The organism is Bradyrhizobium sp. STM 3561 (genome assembly GCF_045571455.1).
GTDB lineage: Bacteria > Pseudomonadota > Alphaproteobacteria > Rhizobiales > Xanthobacteraceae > Bradyrhizobium > Bradyrhizobium vignae.
Map to the genome: position 1 here is coordinate 6,783,111 of NZ_CP120695.1, position 16,007 is coordinate 6,799,117.

At 65.0% G+C, this 16,007-nt stretch carries 16 protein-coding genes and 1 pseudogene; 11 read left to right on the plus strand and 6 right to left on the minus strand.

Going from position 1 to position 16,007, the window contains the following annotated elements; all coding sequences use genetic code 11:
- The first annotated feature begins 59 nt into the window (after positions 1–59).
- The 7 genes from dnaJ (at position 60) to P6U28_RS32215 (ending at position 5,304) form a co-directional block, all read left to right on the plus strand.
- Positions 60–1,196 (plus strand): molecular chaperone DnaJ, encoded by a 1,137-nt coding sequence (dnaJ, locus tag P6U28_RS32185; protein ID WP_122400221.1) that lies wholly within the window; start codon positions 60–62, stop codon positions 1,194–1,196.
- Positions 1,197–1,284: 88 nt separating this feature from the next.
- Entirely contained in the window at positions 1,285–1,884 is a 600-nt protein-coding gene (locus P6U28_RS32190; RefSeq protein ID WP_122400220.1) for a class I SAM-dependent methyltransferase, read from the plus strand.
- A 56-nt stretch (positions 1,885–1,940) separates the two neighbouring features.
- Complete coding sequence (locus tag P6U28_RS32195; RefSeq protein ID WP_129145729.1) at positions 1,941–2,519, plus strand: NADPH-dependent FMN reductase; 579 nt, start codon at positions 1,941–1,943, stop codon at positions 2,517–2,519.
- 6 nt (positions 2,520–2,525) lie between these two features.
- Positions 2,526–3,236 carry an orotidine-5'-phosphate decarboxylase gene (gene pyrF / locus P6U28_RS32200; RefSeq protein WP_129145728.1) on the plus strand — a complete coding sequence of 237 codons (711 nt, stop codon included), beginning with the start codon at positions 2,526–2,528 and terminating at the stop codon, positions 3,234–3,236.
- 24 nt (positions 3,237–3,260) lie between these two features.
- A complete protein-coding gene (locus tag P6U28_RS32205) occupies positions 3,261–3,572 on the plus strand; it encodes a DUF1330 domain-containing protein (RefSeq protein WP_129145727.1) in 312 nt (103 codons plus the stop codon).
- A 178-nt stretch (positions 3,573–3,750) separates the two neighbouring features.
- A complete protein-coding gene (dapB, locus tag P6U28_RS32210) occupies positions 3,751–4,566 on the plus strand; it encodes a 4-hydroxy-tetrahydrodipicolinate reductase (protein WP_164937201.1) in 816 nt (271 codons plus the stop codon).
- Between the two features lie 114 nt (positions 4,567–4,680).
- Positions 4,681–5,304 carry a 2,3-bisphosphoglycerate-dependent phosphoglycerate mutase gene (locus P6U28_RS32215; RefSeq protein WP_129145725.1) on the plus strand — a complete coding sequence of 208 codons (624 nt, stop codon included), beginning with the start codon at positions 4,681–4,683 and terminating at the stop codon, positions 5,302–5,304.
- Positions 5,305–5,345: 41 nt separating this feature from the next.
- Here the strand turns inward: P6U28_RS32215 and P6U28_RS32220 are convergent, their stop codons facing one another.
- Both P6U28_RS32220 and P6U28_RS32225 read right to left on the minus strand, forming a co-directional pair.
- A complete protein-coding gene (locus tag P6U28_RS32220; protein ID WP_122400214.1) occupies positions 5,346–6,242 on the minus strand; it encodes a bifunctional helix-turn-helix domain-containing protein/methylated-DNA--[protein]-cysteine S-methyltransferase in 897 nt (298 codons plus the stop codon).
- A 54-nt stretch (positions 6,243–6,296) separates the two neighbouring features.
- Positions 6,297–6,830: a DUF2244 domain-containing protein gene (locus tag P6U28_RS32225; RefSeq protein WP_407120471.1), complete on the minus strand. Its 534-nt coding sequence runs from the start codon at positions 6,828–6,830 to the stop codon at positions 6,297–6,299.
- Positions 6,831–6,852: 22 nt separating this feature from the next.
- Here P6U28_RS32225 and nth point away from each other — a divergent pair, with 22 nt between their 5' ends.
- The 3 genes from nth to P6U28_RS32240 all read left to right on the plus strand — a co-directional run bounded on the left by nth (position 6,853) and on the right by P6U28_RS32240 (position 10,489).
- On the plus strand, positions 6,853–7,605 hold the full coding sequence (nth, locus tag P6U28_RS32230) for an endonuclease III (RefSeq protein WP_162500048.1): 753 nt from the start codon (positions 6,853–6,855) through the stop codon (positions 7,603–7,605).
- Positions 7,606–7,740: 135 nt separating this feature from the next.
- A complete protein-coding gene (locus P6U28_RS32235) occupies positions 7,741–8,874 on the plus strand; it encodes an HlyD family secretion protein (protein WP_129145724.1) in 1,134 nt (377 codons plus the stop codon).
- Positions 8,861–10,489, plus strand: a complete 1,629-nt coding sequence (locus P6U28_RS32240) for an MFS transporter (RefSeq protein ID WP_129145723.1) — start codon at positions 8,861–8,863, stop codon at positions 10,487–10,489. The genes P6U28_RS32235 and P6U28_RS32240 overlap by 14 nt, the downstream gene beginning before the upstream one ends.
- A 6-nt stretch (positions 10,490–10,495) precedes the next feature.
- Here the strand turns inward: P6U28_RS32240 and P6U28_RS32245 are convergent, their stop codons facing one another.
- From P6U28_RS32245 to P6U28_RS32255, 3 genes are all read right to left on the minus strand, one after another.
- On the minus strand, positions 10,496–11,236 hold the full coding sequence (locus P6U28_RS32245; protein WP_407120472.1) for a sulfate transporter family protein: 741 nt from the start codon (positions 11,234–11,236) through the stop codon (positions 10,496–10,498).
- 162 nt (positions 11,237–11,398) lie between these two features.
- Complete coding sequence (gene nikR / locus P6U28_RS32250) at positions 11,399–11,845, minus strand: nickel-responsive transcriptional regulator NikR (protein WP_122406305.1); 447 nt, start codon at positions 11,843–11,845, stop codon at positions 11,399–11,401.
- Between the two features lie 57 nt (positions 11,846–11,902).
- Positions 11,903–14,353, minus strand: a complete 2,451-nt coding sequence (locus tag P6U28_RS32255) for a heavy metal translocating P-type ATPase (RefSeq protein WP_164937200.1) — start codon at positions 14,351–14,353, stop codon at positions 11,903–11,905.
- A 74-nt stretch (positions 14,354–14,427) separates the two neighbouring features.
- Here P6U28_RS32255 and P6U28_RS32260 point away from each other — a divergent pair, with 74 nt between their 5' ends.
- The gene (locus P6U28_RS32260; RefSeq protein ID WP_122400208.1) at positions 14,428–14,703 is read left to right on the plus strand and encodes a metal-sensitive transcriptional regulator; all 276 of its coding nucleotides are present in this window, start codon (positions 14,428–14,430) and stop codon (positions 14,701–14,703) included.
- Between the two features lie 274 nt (positions 14,704–14,977).
- Here the strand turns inward: P6U28_RS32260 and P6U28_RS32265 are convergent.
- Positions 14,978–15,943 (minus strand): annotated as a pseudogene (locus P6U28_RS32265) (YiiX/YebB-like N1pC/P60 family cysteine hydrolase).
- Positions 15,944–16,007: the final 64 nt, after the last annotated feature.

Genomic DNA, 16,007 nt, shown 5'->3' on the forward strand with positions numbered 1-16,007 from the left:
TGCGTGGCAACGCTGTTTCGCCCCAACTTGAAATCGCGATTGGATAGACCGAGCTGAACATGTCCACGTCCACCAAGCGCTGCTATTACGAGACCCTCGAAGTCGATCGCGACGCTGACGAATCCAAGCTGAAATCGTCGTTCCGCAAGCTGGCGATGAAATTCCATCCGGACCGCAATCCGGGGGACCAGACCAGCGAAGTCAAATTCAAGGAGATCAACGAGGCCTATGAGGTCCTGAAGGACAAGGACAAGCGCGCCGCCTATGACCGCTATGGTCACGCCGCGTTCGAGCAGGGCGGCGGCTTTGGCGGCGGCCCCGGTTTCGGCGCGGGCTTCGCCTCCTCTTTCTCCGACATTTTCGAAGACCTGTTCGGCATGGCCGGGCAGCGCGGCCGCGGTGGCCGCGAGCGCGGCGCCGATTTGCGCTACAATATGGAGATCACGCTCGAGGAAGCCTTTGGCGGCAAGACTGCGCAGATCGAGATCCCGGTCTCGGTCACCTGCGAGGCTTGCTCGGGCATCGGCGCCAAGGCAGGTACCAAGCCGAAGACCTGCTCGACCTGCGGCGGCGCGGGCCGTGTGCGGCAGTCGCAGGGCTTCTTCACGCTCGAGCGCACCTGTCCCGGCTGCCAGGGACGCGGCCAGATGATCGAGGACGCCTGCCCCTCCTGCGCGGGCCAGGGCCGCGTCACGCGCGAGCGCACGCTGTCGGTCAACATTCCGCAAGGCGTCGAGGATGGCACCCGGATCAGGCTCGCCGGCGAGGGCGAGGCCGGGGTCCGCGGTGGTCCGCCCGGCGACCTCTACATCTTCCTGTCGCTGGCCCAGCACCAGTTCTTCCAGCGCGATGGCGCCGATCTGCACTGCCGCGTGCCGATCTCGATGGTGACGGCCGCGCTCGGCGGCGAATTCGAGGTGCCGACCATCGACAAGGGCAAGGCCAAGGTGAAAGTGCCTGCCGGAACCCAGTCCGGCCGCCGATTCCGCATCGCATCAAAGGGCATGCCGGTGTTGCGGTCGCGTCAGATGGGCGACATGTATGTCCAGGTCGTGGTCGAGACCCCGCAGAACCTCACCAAGAAGCAACAGGAATTGCTGGCCGAGTTCGACAAGCTCTCCTCCGGCAACACCCAGCCGGAATCCGAGGGTTTCTTCGCCAAGGTCAAGGACTTCTTCGGTAATCGGGCGAATTGACTCGTCTTGACCGTGCCGTCTTCGGCCTATACGTCTTTATGACCATTTTCTGACACGCCGCGGTCCTGCGGTCCCGTCCGGTCCCGACATGCCATTGCCATCGTCTGCGCGTGCCTTGAAGAAGCCTCGTCTTGACGACGAGGTGCGCTTTCTCAGGTCGTGGATCGAAAAGCCGCTGCACATGGGCGCGGTGATGCCGTCGGGCAAGCTCTTGGCCCGGACCATGGCTCATTATGTCGATCCGGAGTCCGATGCGCCGGTGGTGGAGCTCGGGCCCGGCACCGGCGCGATCACCTCCGCGCTGATCGAGCGCGGTGTCGACCAGAAGCGTCTCGTCCTCGTCGAATACAATCCCGGCTTCTGCGCGCTGCTGCGCGACCGCTACCCGCAGGCCAAGGTGGTGCAGGGCGATGCCTATCGCCTGCGTGACACGCTCTGGAACGTCCTGAGCGCGCCGGCTAGCGCGGTCGTCTCGGGCCTGCCGCTCGTGACGAAACCGATGCTGACGCGGCTGCGGCTCATTCGCGATGCCTTCACCGCGCTTGCGCCCGGCGCGCCCTTCATCCAGTTCACCTATGCGGTGGTGCCGCCGATCCCGAAATCGCTGCCGGGCGTGTCGACAGAGGCCTCGGAACGGATCTGGATGAACCTTCCGCCGGCCCGCGTCTGGGTGTATCGCAAGGACTAATTCCGCCCGCTCTTCTTTTGCGCGGCGGGCTCGTTTCGCCGAACGCATGGGATTGGATGTCCGCACCCAAAATCCTGATCATTCCCGGCTCGCTGCGCACCGGCTCGCACAATGTGAAGCTTGGGGCGCTGGCGGCCTACGAATTCGCCCAGGCCGGCGTGGACGTCACCCGCATCTCGCTCGCGGATTTTCCGCTGCCGATCTACGACGGCGATCTCCAGGCCAAGTCCGGCGTGCCCAAGCACGCCATCAATCTCAAGCGCATGATCGGCGCCCATCACGGTGTCCTCATCGTCTCGCCCGAATACAATGCCTCGGTGCCGCCGCTTCTCAAGAACGCGATCGACTGGGTCAGCCGCGTGCACGAGCTGCACGAGGCGCGCGGCGAGGTGTTCCGCAACCGCGTCTTCGCGCTCGCCGGCGCCTCGCAGAGCCGGCTCGGTGCCGCCCGCGCGCTCCAGGCCTTGCGGCTGATCCTCTCCTCCTGCCACGCCAACGTGATTGCCAGCCAGCTCACGCTCGCCTTTGCCGACCAGGCCTATGACGATATGGACAGGCTGAAGAACGAGGGCGATATCGCCGCGTTGAAAGAGCTGGTAACGCAGCTGATCGACGTTTCCCAACGCATGATGTGAGGTGACATGACGGCAGCCGAGATCGCCCCGAAAGACCGCCTGATCGTTGCGCTCGATCTGCCGAGCGTTGATGCTGCGGAGGCGATGATCGCGAAGCTCGGCGACAGCGTCTCGTTCTACAAGATCGGCTATCAGCTCGCTTATGCCGGCGGCCTGCCGTTGATCGGAACGCTCGCCGACAGGGGCAAAAAGGTCTTTGCCGATCTGAAGATGCACGACATCGGCAATACGGTGAGGCGTGGGGTGGAGAGCGTCGCCAAGCTGGGTGCGACCTTCGTTACCGTCCACGCCTATCCGCAGACCATGAAGGGCGCCGTCGAGGGCCGCGGCAGTGCCGGCCTGAAGATCCTCGCCGTCACGGTGCTGACTTCCTACAATGACGACGATTTGCATGCGGCGGGCTATCGGCTCAGCGTGTCGGAGCTAGTTGAGGCCCGCGCGCAGCAGGCGCAGGTGATCGGCGTCGACGGCCTGGTGTCCTCGCCAGAGGAAGTCGGTGCGTTGCGCAAGATCGTCGGCCATCAGATGAGCCTCGTCACCCCCGGCATTCGTCCGGCGGGCGCCGCCAGCGGTGACCAGAAGCGCATCATGACGCCGGACCGCGCGATCACCGCGGGCGCGGATTATCTCGTTGTCGGGCGCCCGGTGGTGGAAGCCGCCGATCCGAAGGCTGTCGCCGACGCCATCCACGCTGAGATCGCGCAAGCTCTCGGCTGACCACACACAACAGGGAGAACAACAATGGCAAAAGGCTACTGGATCGGGCGTGTCGACGTGAGCAATGACGAGGGCTACAAGCCCTACGCCGTCGCCAACGGTCCGATCTTCAAGAAATGGGGCGGCCGTTTCGTCGCCCGCGCCGGCAAGTTCACCACCGTTGAAGGCGCCAGCCGCAACCGCAACGTCGTGATTGAATTCCCGGACTACGAAACCGCGCTCGCCTGCTACAACTCACCGGAATATCAGGCCAACATCAAGGTGCGCCAGCCGCACTCGATCGCCGATCTCATCATCATCGAGGGCTATGACGGCCCGCAGCCGCAGGACGGCTGACGCCCGTCATTCCGAGGCGAACTATGGTGCGCAATTGCGCACCTGAGAATCTCGGGATTCCGGGTTCGGCTCTGCGAGCCGCCCCGGAATGACGGTGAACGTGGCGTCACTGCCCCCGATCCCCTCGGTTGCCGGAACTGCGTCCCCCCGCTACAACGGCTCCGAAGAGGATCACACCATGTCCGACATGCGCTTGATTGTTGCTGGGGCCGGCGGCCGGATGGGCCGCGCGCTGGTACGGGCGATTGCCGAGAGCAAAGGCGCGGTGCTGGCGGGCGCACTGGAGGCGCCGGGCTCCGATCTGCTCGGCAAGGATGCCGGCGTGCTCGCAGGCCTGCCGGCCAACGGCATCACGCTCTCCGCCGATCTCTGGGCGATGTCGAAGGATGCCGACGGCATCCTCGATTTCACCGTGCCGGCGGCGACCATCGCCAACGTCGCGATCGCCGCCCAGCGCGGCCTCGTGCATGTCATCGGCACCACCGGACTTTCCGGCTCCGACAACGCCGTGATCAAGAGCGTCACCAACCGCGCGGTGGTGGTGCAGTCAGGCAATATGAGCCTCGGCGTCAACCTGCTCGCCGCCGTGGTCAGGCGCGTCGCCAAGGCGCTCGACCAGACCTTCGACATCGAGATCGTCGAAACCCATCACCGCATGAAGGTCGATGCGCCCTCGGGCACGGCGCTGATGCTGGGCCAGGCCGCAGCCAGCGGCCGCGGTGTCACCCTCGATGACCATTCCGAGCGTGGACGTGACGGCATCACCGGCGCACGCCGGCCAGGCAGTATCGGTTTCGCTTCGTTACGCGGCGGCACCGTCGCCGGCGACCACAGCGTCAGCTTCCTCGGTCCGTTCGAGCGCCTGACGCTGTCGCATCAGGCCGAGGACCGCATGCTGTTCGCCCACGGCGCGCTCAAGGCGGCACTGTGGGCCCATGGCAAGGCGCCGGGGCACTACACCATGGCCGACGTGCTCGGCCTGTCCGATATCTGAGTCAACGGAATGATTGCCCGTTTCAACTGCAGGCTCCCTTCACCTCTCCCCAACGGAAAGGTTGGGCACCGCCGATGCAGCAACCATCAAGCTTAGTTTCATACGGAAGGTAAAATGAGCGAACGTCTTCTCGTGCTCGTGCGCCATGGCCAGAGCGAATGGAATCTGAAGAACCTGTTCACGGGCTGGAAGGATCCTGACCTCACCGAGCTCGGCGTGAGGGAAGCCAAGGAAGCCGGCCGCAAGCTGAAGGCACAGGGTCTCGTATTCGACGTCGCCTTCACCTCGGTCCTGACGCGCGCGCAGCACACGCTCGATCTCATCCTCGCTGAGCTCGGCCAGACCGGTCTGCCGACCTCGAAGAACCTCGCACTCAACGAGCGCGATTATGGCGATCTCTCCGGTCTCAACAAGGACGATGCGCGCAAGAAATGGGGCGAGGAGCAGGTACACGTCTGGCGCCGCTCCTACGATGTGCCGCCGCCCGGCGGCGAAAGCCTGAAGGACACGCTCGCGCGCGCATTGCCCTATTACGTGCAGGAGATCCTGCCCGGCGTGCTCAACAGCAAGCGCACGCTGGTTGCCGCTCACGGCAACTCGCTGCGTGCGCTGATCATGGTGCTGGAGAAGCTCTCGCCTGAAGGCATCCTGAAGCGCGAGCTCGCCACCGGTGCGCCGATCATCTACCGCCTCAATGCGGATTCGACGGTCGCCTCGAAGCTGGACCTGGCGGGCTGAGTTTCTTCGCCTCTCCCCGCGTGCGGGGAGAGGGAGATCAATCACTGCATCCCCAGCTGCCCGGCTTCCCAGCCCAGCATCGCCTGCTTGCGGGTGGTGCCCCAATGATAGCCGGTGAGCGTGCCGCTCTTGCCGAGCGCGCGGTGGCAGGGCACGACGAAGGAGACCGGGTTCTTGCCAACCGCGGCACCGACGGCGCGAGAGGCCTTCGGATTATTGATGTTGCAGGCGATGTCGGAATAGGACACCGCGCGTCCCATCGGAATTTTCAGCAGCGTCTCCCATACCCGCACCTCGAAATCGGTGCCGATCAGGACCACGCGCAGCGGCTGATCCGGCCGCCACAGCTTTGGGTCGAAGATGCGCGCTGCGAGCGGCGCGGTGCCTTTGTGATCTTCCACGTAAGTAGCGTTCGGCCAGCGCCGCGTCATGTCGGCGAGTGCGATCTTCTCTTCGCCGTGATCGGCGAAGGCAAGTCCGGACAAGCCGCGATCGGTGGCGATCACGATCGCGGTGCCGAATGGGGAGGGGTGGAAGCCATAGCGCAGGGTGAGACCGGCACCGCCGTTCTTCCACTCGCCCGGCGACATCGCTTCGTGGGTGACGAAGAGATCGTGCAGCCGGCCCGGCCCGGATAGGCCGGAGTCGAGCGCCGCATCAAGAATGCTGGCGGAATCCCTGAGCAGATTCCTGGCGTGGTCGAGGGTGAGCGCCTGCATGAAAGCCTTCGGTGTGATCGACGCCCAGCGGCGGAACAGATGGTGCAGCTCATCCGGCGTGACGCCGGCGGCATCCGCCATCGCCTCGATGGTCGGCTGCGCGCGCCAGTTCGCCGAGATGAACGCAATCGCCCGCCGCACCGAATCATAGTCGCGCCACGCGGCGTTCTGGGTGCCCGGCTTGGCCAGGCGCTGGTCATGTATCGCGAGGGTCATCATGTCCGGAAATGTAGGAGAGAGGCGGGTCTGAAACCACCCGATTTCCGACTGGAATCAGCTGATCGGATTGTAGGTCGGTCCACGCTTGGTGGCGTTCAATGCCTCGACCAAGCCATTGTAAAAACTTGCCTTTTCCTCAGGCCCTAAGAACCTCGCGATCTGGATCTGATGACCGCGCGAGATCAGATAGAGATGCTCGATGCCGAAGTCCTCGTCGACTTCCATGTCGAGGCGGACCCAGAGCGGATTGAAGGTCCATTCGGCGACCTGGCCGCGATGGCTGATGCGCCTCACGCGCAGCTCGGAGGTCGTAACGGTGATCTCCTCGCGCGCCCGAGCGCTGCGGAAATTGACTTTGAAGGCCCACCAGACCACGAGCACGTCGAGACCAAAAAAGCCGAACACCGGCCAGGCGCCCATCATCAGGAAAGCGAGGCCCGTGACGAAGCTGACCACGCTCAGGAACAGCATCACGGCGAGGAAGCCGGTGCGGTTCAGCGAGCGGTGCGGCGTCAGCAGCGCGGAGAAGATCTGCACCTCGCGCTGATCTTCAAAGTCCTTGCGCTCAATTTCGTTGCCTGTGCTCATCGTCCCTCAGTATATCCCGATCATGGCGAAAATCACCCGCAAGCCGGTCTCCCGCAAAGCGGCGGTGCCGAAGAAAAAGGCAAAGCCGGTCGCGGCCAAACCGAAATCCTCCGCGAAAAAACCACTCAAGGCCACCAGGCCCTGGACGCCGGCCGAGGTCCGCGAGGTCTTCAGCCGTTTCCGCAAGGCCAATCCGGAGCCGAAAGGCGAGCTCGAGCACGTCAATCCGTTCACGCTGCTAGTTGCCGTGGTGCTGTCGGCGCAGGCGACCGATGCCGGCGTCAACAAGGCGACGCGCGCATTGTTCGAGGTCGCCGACACCCCGCAGAAGATGCTCGATCTCGGCGAGGAGCGTCTGCGCGAGTACATCAAGACGATCGGACTCTACCGCACCAAAGCCAAGAATGTGATCGCACTGTCGGCCAAGCTGCTCAGCGAATTCGGCGGCCAAGTGCCGCGCACGCGCGCCGAGATCGAGTCGTTGCCCGGTGCCGGGCGCAAGACGGCCAATGTCGTGCTCAACATGGCCTTCGGCGAGCACACCATGGCGGTCGATACCCATGTTTTCCGCGTCGGCAACCGTACCGGACTTGCGCCGGGCAAGACGCCGCTGGAGGTCGAGCTCGGTCTCGAAAAGGTGATCCCGGCCGAGTTCATGCAGCATGCCCATCATTGGTTGATCCTGCACGGCCGCTATACTTGCCTCGCCCGCAAGCCGCGCTGCGAGGTCTGCCTGATCAACGATCTCTGCCGGTGGCCGGAGAAAACGGTGTGAGCAAGTAATCAACGTCTTTCCGGGGCGATGCGCGGCATCGAACCCGGAATCTCGAGATGCCGGGTCCGTTGCTCGAACCGTTCCGGAATGACAGCAGTGAGATTTGCGTTCGGACAAGCGCTTTTGGGGGCATCCGTGAGTCAACAAGAACGAGTTCCGTCACCGCCTGCCGCCGCACCTGTCCCGCCGCCCAAGTCAACACAACGGCCGGCCTCACCGCTCTGGAGCCGGCTCGCGATCCCGCTGTTTGCGGTCATCGTTGCGCTCGGCTTCGTCGCGCTGGCGACGCTGCGCTTCGACGAATGGGTCGGCAATGCGGTGATCCAGACCACCAATGACGCCTATGTGCGGGCGGAGCTGACGCGGCTTTCGAGCCGCGTCTCGGGCGAAGTGCTCACCGTAGGCGTCACCGATTTCCAGCGCGTGAAGGCCGGCGACCTCCTGATCCAGATCGATCCGGCCGACTACGAGGCGCAGGTCGCACAGGCCGAAGCCAATGTCGCTGCTGCGCAGGCCACCCTCGACAATCTCGCCAATCAGATCGAGCTGCAATATGCCACGATCGCGCAGGCGCAGGCCGCGCGGCTGTCCGCGGAGGCCATGGAGGTGGAGGCGCGGCAGGAGCAGGAGCGTCAGCAGTCGCTGTCGCAGACCGATGCCGGCACGCGCCAGCGGCTCGAGCAGGCGGTGGCCGCTTATGCCAAGGCGCAGGCCGACGTGCGGGCGAGCCGCGCCGTGATCGCAGCCCAGCAGCACCAGCTCGAGGTCCTGCAAGGCACCAGGAAGCAGCGCGCCGCCGATGTCGAGGCAGCCAAGGCGACGCTGGCGGGTGCGAAGCTCAAACTTGGTTACACGAAGGTCACCGCGCCGTTTGACGGCGTTGTCGGCGAGCGGCAGGTGCAGCCCGGCGATTACGTCAATATCGGCACCAATCTCATCAATGTGGTGCCGCTGCCCAACGTCTATGTGATTGCGAACTACAAGGAGACCCAGCTCACGCACGTCGCACCGGGCCAGCCGGTCGAGATCACCGTCGACAGTTTCCCGCGTGAGAGGCTGCACGGCAAGGTCGAGCGCATTGCGCCGGCGACCGGCGCACAAGTGGCGCTGCTGCCGCCCGACAACGCAACAGGCAACTTCACAAAGGTGGTGCAGCGCATTCCCGTGCGCATTCAGTTCGATCACAATCAACCGCTGCTCGCTCGGCTGGTGCCGGGCATGTCGGTGGTCACCAGCATCGATACCAAGGCTGCGAATGGCGGAAAATGACGCTGCCAGCCGCGAGCCGGTCTCGCGCGGCGGCATCGCGCCGCAGCCGCTGTTCGCCGTCGCGGCGGTGCTGCTCGGCTCGTTCCTCGCCAATTTCGATAGCCGGCTGACCACGGTCGGCCTGCCCGACCTTCGCGGCGCGTTCTCACTCGGCTTCGACGAGGGCGCCTGGCTCTCCACGGCCGGCATCGGCTCGCAGATCTTCATCGCGCCTGCGGTGGCCTGGCTTGCTACCGTGTTCGGCCTGCGCCGCGTGCTCGGCATCCCCAGCATCGTCTATGCGGCCGTCTCTTTCATCATTCCATTCGTGCACCACTATCCGACATTGCTTGCGCTCAGCGTCGTGCATGGCCTGTTGCTCGGCACCTTCGTGCCGGCGACGCTGATGATCGTGTTCCGCAATTTGCCGATCCGCTGGTGGCTGCCGGCGATCTCGATCTATGCGATCCGCGTCGGCTTCGCCTTGGACACGTCGACCTCGCTGGTCGGCTTCTATGTCGACCATCTCGGCTGGCAATGGCTGTACTGGCAAGGCGTGGTGATCGCGCCCTTGATGGGCCTGATGGTCTATCTGGGCACGCCGAACGAGCCGGTGAACCGTGCGCTGCTGCGCGACGCCGATTGGGGCGGCATGCTGCTGCTCGGCGCCTCAGTCTCGATGATCTATGCCGGGCTCGACCAGGGCAACCGGCTGGACTGGCTCGGCTCCGGCACGGTGATGGCGCTGCTCGCCAGTGGCGCGGTGCTGTTTCTGGCCTTCCTCGTCAACGAGTCCCTGGTGCGGCAGCCCTGGGCACATGTGAATGTGCTGTTCTCGCGCAACATCGGCTTGGGGCTGGTCCTGATCCTGCTCTACACACTGACCAGCCTGTCCAACGCCTCGCTGGTGCCGAACTTCCTCGCAACCATCGCGCAGCTCAGGCCCGAGCAGAGCGGCCTCTTGCTGCTCACCTATGGCGCGTTGCCGATGTTCGTGCTGGTGCCGGTCTCGATCTGGCTGCTCAGGCATTTCGATACACGTACGGTGCTCGTTCTGGGCTTTGCCTGCTTCGCCGCGGCGAATCTCTGGGGCACGCGGCTCACCCATGTCTGGGCGCGCGAGGATTTCATCGGCATCGTGCTACTGCAGGCGATCGGGCAGTCGCTGACCCTGCTGCCGCTGATCATCACGCTGCTCTCCAACTCCGATCCGAGCCGCGCCACCTCGTTTGCCGCCTATATCCAGATCATGCGGCTCGGCGGCGCCGAGATCGGTGTGGCGTTGATGGGCACCTGGCTGCGCGTCCGCGAGCAGGTCCATTCCTTCTATCTCGGCCAGAACCTCGCGGTCGGCGATGTCGATGTGGTGGAGAGACTAAAGCAGCTCGCCGATCATTTCGCCGCCCATGGCAGGGGATCGGCGCAGGCGCGCGCGGTCGGCACGCTGGCGGGCATCGTCCAGCGCGAGGCCAATGTGCTCGCCTACATCGACGGCTTCTGGCTGTGCTTCTGGCTCGCGATGGCCGCACTCGGTGTCGTCGCGCTGGTCACCCGCGCGCCGACGGGCCCATTCACGCCGGCGCCGTTCGGCTTCGCCAAGACGGTGCTGCGCAAATGCGGGATGCCTGTGGCCTGAGCCGGGTTACCGCGCCTGCCGCGCCGGCTCGATCAGCTCGGGCCGCGGGCCTGACAGGCGCTTGTGCATGTGGACCATGAAGGCCATGCCGAAGATCGGCGTCGCCAGGTTGACGATCGGGATCGAGACGAAGGCGGCGATGAACAGGCCGGCGGTGAAGATGGTCGCGGCATTCTCGCGCCGCATCGCCTTGGCTCCCTCCGGTGGGCGGAAGCGCATCGCGGCGAGCTCGAAATATTCGCGGCCGAGCAGCCAGGCGGCGGCGAGGAAGAAGATCAGGAAACCGGCGCCGGCGAACAGCACCAGCGGCAGCGCGGCGAGATAAACCACGATGGTCAGTAGCGCGGTCTTGATGCCCTCGAACATCGCCTGGGTGAACGGCAGCGCCGTGCCGGGTCGTTCGGCCGGATAATGCTCGCGCTCGACGATGTTGGCGACGTCGTCGACGAACAGGCTCGCCACCAGTGAGGTGATCGCAGGCATCAGGAAAATGCCGCCGAACACGACACCGAGGCCCGCCGCGATCGAGACGATCCAGGACAGGATTTCGAGCGATGAATGCCAGCCCGGTCCAAGCAGGCCTTCCAGCCACACCTCGCCGGAGGTTGCAAACCAGCTGAGCAGCCGCTGCAAGCCGATCGCCAGCACGGTGATCAGCACCAGCGCCAGCCCGATCGATCGCCACAGGATCGAGCGCATCGGCGGCGAGATCATTTGCGACAGCGCCTTGATGGCGGCATCAAGCATGGGGCACCCTTTCACGAGACGACCCGCGAGAGGTAGACATGCAGGGCGATTTCGGCAAGGGAGGCTGGCCTGCTGTGGCCAGCGGCTTGACGGTCTCGTGTCCCGGATGCGGCGCTCCGCTGAAGGAGCGCTGCGCCGCGTCCGGGGCACGAGAGCTACTGTCTACCCATGCCGATGTCCGTGCTTGCGCGCCCTCGCCTGCTTCCCTTCCCCGGTCGGGATCATCACCACGCGGCCGTAGCGCACGCCGCGTTCGGCGATGATGTGGTCGGCGAAATGCCTCACCTCGGAGGCCGCGCCGCGCAGCGCCGTCATCTCCATGCAATTGTTGTCGTCGAGGTGGACGTGCAGCGTTGCCAGTGCGAGATCATGGTGGCCGTGGAATTCCTGCACCAGCCGCTTTGATAGATCGCGCGCGGCGTGGTCGTAGACATAGACGAGGCCCGCGACGCATTGGCCGGTCTGGGCGGTGTCCTCGGTGGATTGCTGAAGCCCGGCGCGCGCGAGGTCGCGGATGATCTCGGAGCGGTTCTGATAGCCGCGCGCTTCCGCCGCGGCATCGATCTCCGCCAGGAGGTCGTCCTCGATCGTGATCGTAATCCGCTGCATCAGGTCCCCTCCGCGCATCTCGCCGAATGGACCCGTTTTACACGGATTTTGCGACCCTCACAGCCGCGTTGCACGAAGCCGCAGCGCATTGCCGACCACGCTCACCGAGGACAGCGCCATCGCCGCTGCCGCGATGATCGGGGAGAGCAACAGACCGAACGCCGGATAGAGGATGCCGGCCGCGATCGGAATGCCGGCGGCGTTGTAGATGAAGGCGAAGAACAGGTTCTGGCGGATGTTGTTCATCGTCGCCTGCGACAGTTTTCGCGCGCGCACGATGCCGATCAGGTCGCCCTTCAGCAGCGTCACGCCGGCACTCTCCATCGCCACATCCGTGCCGGTGCCCATGGCGATGCCGACTTCGGCCGCTGCCAGTGCCGGCGCGTCGTTGATGCCGTCGCCGGCCATCGCGACGCTGCGGCCGCCCTTTTGCAGCTTTGTCACCACCGCGCTCTTCTGGTCCGGCAGCACCTCGGCCTCGACCTCGGCGATGCCGAGCCGGCGCGCCACGGCCTCCGCCGTCGTGCGATTGTCGCCGGTCAGCATGATCACCTTGATGCCTTCATCGGCCAGCGCTTTCAGCGCCTCCGGCGTCGAGGCCTTGACCGGATCGGCGATCGCGAACAGGCCGGCCAGCCGGCCATCGACGGCCATGTTGATCACGGTCGCGCCGTCGCCGCGCAGCCGTTCGGCTTCGGTGTCGAGCGTCTTGGTCTCGATGCCGATGGAGGTCAGATATTTGGCATTGCCGAGCACGACGGTCTTGCCGTCGACCTTGCCGGTCGCACCCTTGCCCGTCGGCGAATCGAATTGCTCGACCTGGCCAAGGGCGAGCTGCCTCTCCTTGGCCGCGCGCACGATCGCATCAGCTAGGGGATGCTCGCTGGCGCGTTCGACGGTGGCCGCAAGCCGGAGGATGTCGTCTTCCGCAAAGCCGGACGCCGGCACGATCGCGACCACCTTGGGCTTGCCCTCGGTCAGCGTGCCGGTCTTGTCGACCACCACCGTGTCGATCTTCTCCATCCGCTCCAGCGCCTCCGCGTTCTTGATCAGCACGCCGCCTTGCGCACCGCGGCCGACGCCGACCATGATCGACATCGGGGTCGCCAGGCCCAGCGCACAGGGGCAGGCGATGATCAGAACGCTGACCGCCGCGACCAGGCCGAAGGCGAGCCGCGGCTCCGGTCCGAACCACGACCAGGCGGCAAAGGCGGCGATAGCGACGACGATCACCGTCGGCACGAACCAGCCGGCGACCTGGTCGGCCAGGCGCTGGATCGGTGCGCGCGAGCGCTGCGCGTCTGCGACCATCTGCACGATCTGCGACAGCAGCGTCTCGCGCCCGACCTTGTCGGCACGCATGATGAAGCTGCCCGATTGGTTCAGCGTGCCGGCAATGACCCTGGCGCCGGTGTCCTTGGTGACCGGCATGGATTCGCCTGTCACGAGGGATTCGTCGAGCGAGGAGCGCCCCTCCAGGATGGTGCCATCCACCGGCACCTTCTCGCCGGGACGGACGCGCAAGCGGTCGCCGGCATGGAGCGTGTCGATCTCGACCTCATGCTCGCTGCCGTCAGCGTCAACGCGACGCGCGGTCTTGGGCGCAAGCTGGAGCAGCGCCTTGATCGCGCCCGACGTCGCATCCCGGGCGCGCAGCTCGAGCACCTGACCGAGCAGCACCAGCACGGTAATGACGGCCGCCGCCTCGAAATAGACCGCAACCGCGCCTTCATGGCCGCGGAAGGTGGTGGGGAAGATCTGCGGCGTGACGGTGCCGAGGACGCTGTAGACATAGGCAACGCCGGTGCCCATCGCGATCAGCGTGAACATGTTGAGGTTGCGCGTCAGCAGTGATTGCCAGCCGCGAACGAAGAACGGCCAGCCCGCCCACAGCACTACGGGTGTGGCGAAGACGAGCTGGATCCAGTTCGACAGCGTCGGATCGATCCAGTTGTGCGGACCTGCGAGATGGCCGCCCATCTCCAGCACCACCGCCGGCAGCGCCAGCACGCCGCCGATCCAGAACCGCCGCGTCATGTCGGCGAGCTCCGGATTGGGACCAGTCTCCAGGCTTGCGATCTCCGGCTCCAGCGCCATGCCGCAGATCGGGCAGGTGCCCGGGCCGACCTGACGGATCTCGGGATGCATCGGGCAGGTATAGATCGTGCCTGCGGGCATCTCAGGCTCGGGTGCCTTCTCCTTCGCGAGATATTTTGCGGGATCGGCGGCGAATTTGGTGCGGCAGCCGGCCGAGCAGAAATGAAAGATCTCTCCGTGATGCTCGAAGCGATGCTTCGAGGTCGCGGGATCGACCGTCATGCCGCAGACGGGGTCTTTCACCTTCGTTGCTGCTTCACCGTGAGGATGGGGATGGCCGGCATGATCGCCGTGGCCGCCACAGCACGAGGAGGCCTCCGGCTTGGCCGCCGGCGGTGTAGCCTTCGTGGAACAGCCGCATCCGGAATGCGTTTCCGCGTCGTGACGATGCTCGTGTGCGTTGTTGTTCATTGCCATGCTCCGGCCTTTTACGCGGGCTCGTCCGTGGGCTTGCAACCTATACCCTGTAGGGGTATATAGAGCCCATGCGCAAGGACATCAAGACATCTGTCGGAAAACGTCTCGGCCGGATCGAGGGCCAGGTTCGTGGCCTCTCGAAAATGGTAGAGGAAGACCGCTACTGCATCGACATCGTCACGCAGATCTCGGCGGTGCGTGCCGCGCTGCGCCGGGTCGAGGAAGAGATCCTGAAGGACCATGTCGCCCATTGCGTCGAGCACGCCATCGCGAGCGGCGACAAGGCCGATCAGCGCGAGAAGATCGCGGAGCTGATGGCGGTGATCGGACGGGCGGAGCGATAGCGCGCGCTCTCTCCACCGTCATTGCGAGGAGCTCTTGCGACGAAGCAAATCCAGACTGCCGCCACGGTAACAGTCTGGGTTTGCTTCGCTGCGCTCGCAATGACGGTGAAGAGGCGAGATCATCGCGCTACACCCCAGCTGTCGTCCCGGCGCAGGCCGGGACCCATAACCCCAGGGAGGGTTTTGGCGAAGACTGGCTGTTCGATACCGCTATCGCCCGTACTCGATGGATCACGCGGTATGGGTCCCGGCCTGCGCCGGGACGACGGTGGGGCTACGCCGCGATCCCCCGCTCGCGCGCGCGGTAGATCGCGAGCTCGCACAGCAGCACGAAACGCTCGGAGAACGCGGCGGTGATCTCCGCGGGCTATGCGTTCACTTCTTCAGCCGAAATCTCAGCCGACGCCTCTTCGTCAATCGCCTCAGGAACGAGCGGCGGCGCACGGAGCGTTTCTGGAAACACACTGAAAGTGCCCGCCACCTCCTCGAGCGGCTTCTGCTTGTCGGCCCAGTGCAGGGCGGTGTAGTCGAACCCGTGCACGATGGTGGGTTTGACGACTTCGAAATAGGGCGAGATGTCGAAGTCGCGGGGCATGTAGAGCGAGGAATCGCGGATGTGCAGGATCTCGCGACGGGCGGCGCGGCTGCCTGCTTTGGTGATCTTCGGCAGGATCGGATAGCGCACGGCGTCGAAGGCCTGCGCGATCAGCGCCGAGCAGATGATCTTGGTCGGATCGCCCGAGCCGATCGCGATCATGCGCCGACGCCAACGCTGCGGTATCGGCAGCGGGAACAGGTAACGCATGAGATCAATGATGTTCTTGGTATCGTAGCCGAAGCCGATGCGGTTGATCGCATAGCGGCAGACCGTGGTGCGGTCCTCATGGGACAGCCCGACCGGGCGGCAGATGCGGGTGTGATAGGGGAAATATTTCGACAGCGGTGCGGAGGTGACGCCTTCGCCGATATTGGCTTCGATCAGCACATGCGGCTCGCCGTTGGGCTCCTCCGCCCCCTCGATCGGGCCGACATAGAGCGCGGCATGCGACCAGGTCGACTGCGTCAGATATTTGATGATGCCGGAGATCCGGTTGTTGCCTTCGACGAGCAGCACGTCGCCGGGCTCGATGACGCCGCGCAGATGCTCCGGGTCGCTCGGCGTGAACGGCTCATAGCCCGGCACCTCCTTTGAGAGGTACGCGGCAATCAGCTTGCCGACTGAATCCAGGACCGTCCCCATGTCGAACTCCCCCCACGACCTTCTCCGGCCGTCTTTTTCCCTTCTCTATCATGGTCGAAACGTG

Coding starts and splice junctions, on each gene's coding strand:
- P6U28_RS32195 (WP_129145729.1), top strand. CDS start 1,941: ATGTCCGCACCCAAAATCCTGATCATTCCCGGCTCGCTGCGCACCGGC.
- dnaJ (WP_122400221.1), top strand. CDS start 60: ATGTCCACGTCCACCAAGCGCTGCTATTACGAGACCCTCGAAGTCGAT.
- P6U28_RS32205 (WP_129145727.1), top strand. CDS start 3,261: ATGGCAAAAGGCTACTGGATCGGGCGTGTCGACGTGAGCAATGACGAG.
- P6U28_RS32255 (WP_164937200.1), bottom strand. CDS start 14,353: ATGAACAACAACGCACACGAGCATCGTCACGACGCGGAAACGCATTCC.
- P6U28_RS32260 (WP_122400208.1), top strand. CDS start 14,428: ATGCGCAAGGACATCAAGACATCTGTCGGAAAACGTCTCGGCCGGATC.
- nikR (WP_122406305.1), bottom strand. CDS start 11,845: ATGCAGCGGATTACGATCACGATCGAGGACGACCTCCTGGCGGAGATC.
- P6U28_RS32220 (WP_122400214.1), bottom strand. CDS start 6,242: ATGATGACCCTCGCGATACATGACCAGCGCCTGGCCAAGCCGGGCACC.
- dapB (WP_164937201.1), top strand. CDS start 3,751: ATGTCCGACATGCGCTTGATTGTTGCTGGGGCCGGCGGCCGGATGGGC.
- P6U28_RS32215 (WP_129145725.1), top strand. CDS start 4,681: ATGAGCGAACGTCTTCTCGTGCTCGTGCGCCATGGCCAGAGCGAATGG.
- P6U28_RS32245 (WP_407120472.1), bottom strand. CDS start 11,236: ATGCTTGATGCCGCCATCAAGGCGCTGTCGCAAATGATCTCGCCGCCG.
- pyrF (WP_129145728.1), top strand. CDS start 2,526: ATGACGGCAGCCGAGATCGCCCCGAAAGACCGCCTGATCGTTGCGCTC.
- P6U28_RS32190 (WP_122400220.1), top strand. CDS start 1,285: ATGCCATTGCCATCGTCTGCGCGTGCCTTGAAGAAGCCTCGTCTTGAC.
- P6U28_RS32240 (WP_129145723.1), top strand. CDS start 8,861: ATGGCGGAAAATGACGCTGCCAGCCGCGAGCCGGTCTCGCGCGGCGGC.
- P6U28_RS32225 (WP_407120471.1), bottom strand. CDS start 6,830: ATGAGCACAGGCAACGAAATTGAGCGCAAGGACTTTGAAGATCAGCGC.
- nth (WP_162500048.1), top strand. CDS start 6,853: ATGGCGAAAATCACCCGCAAGCCGGTCTCCCGCAAAGCGGCGGTGCCG.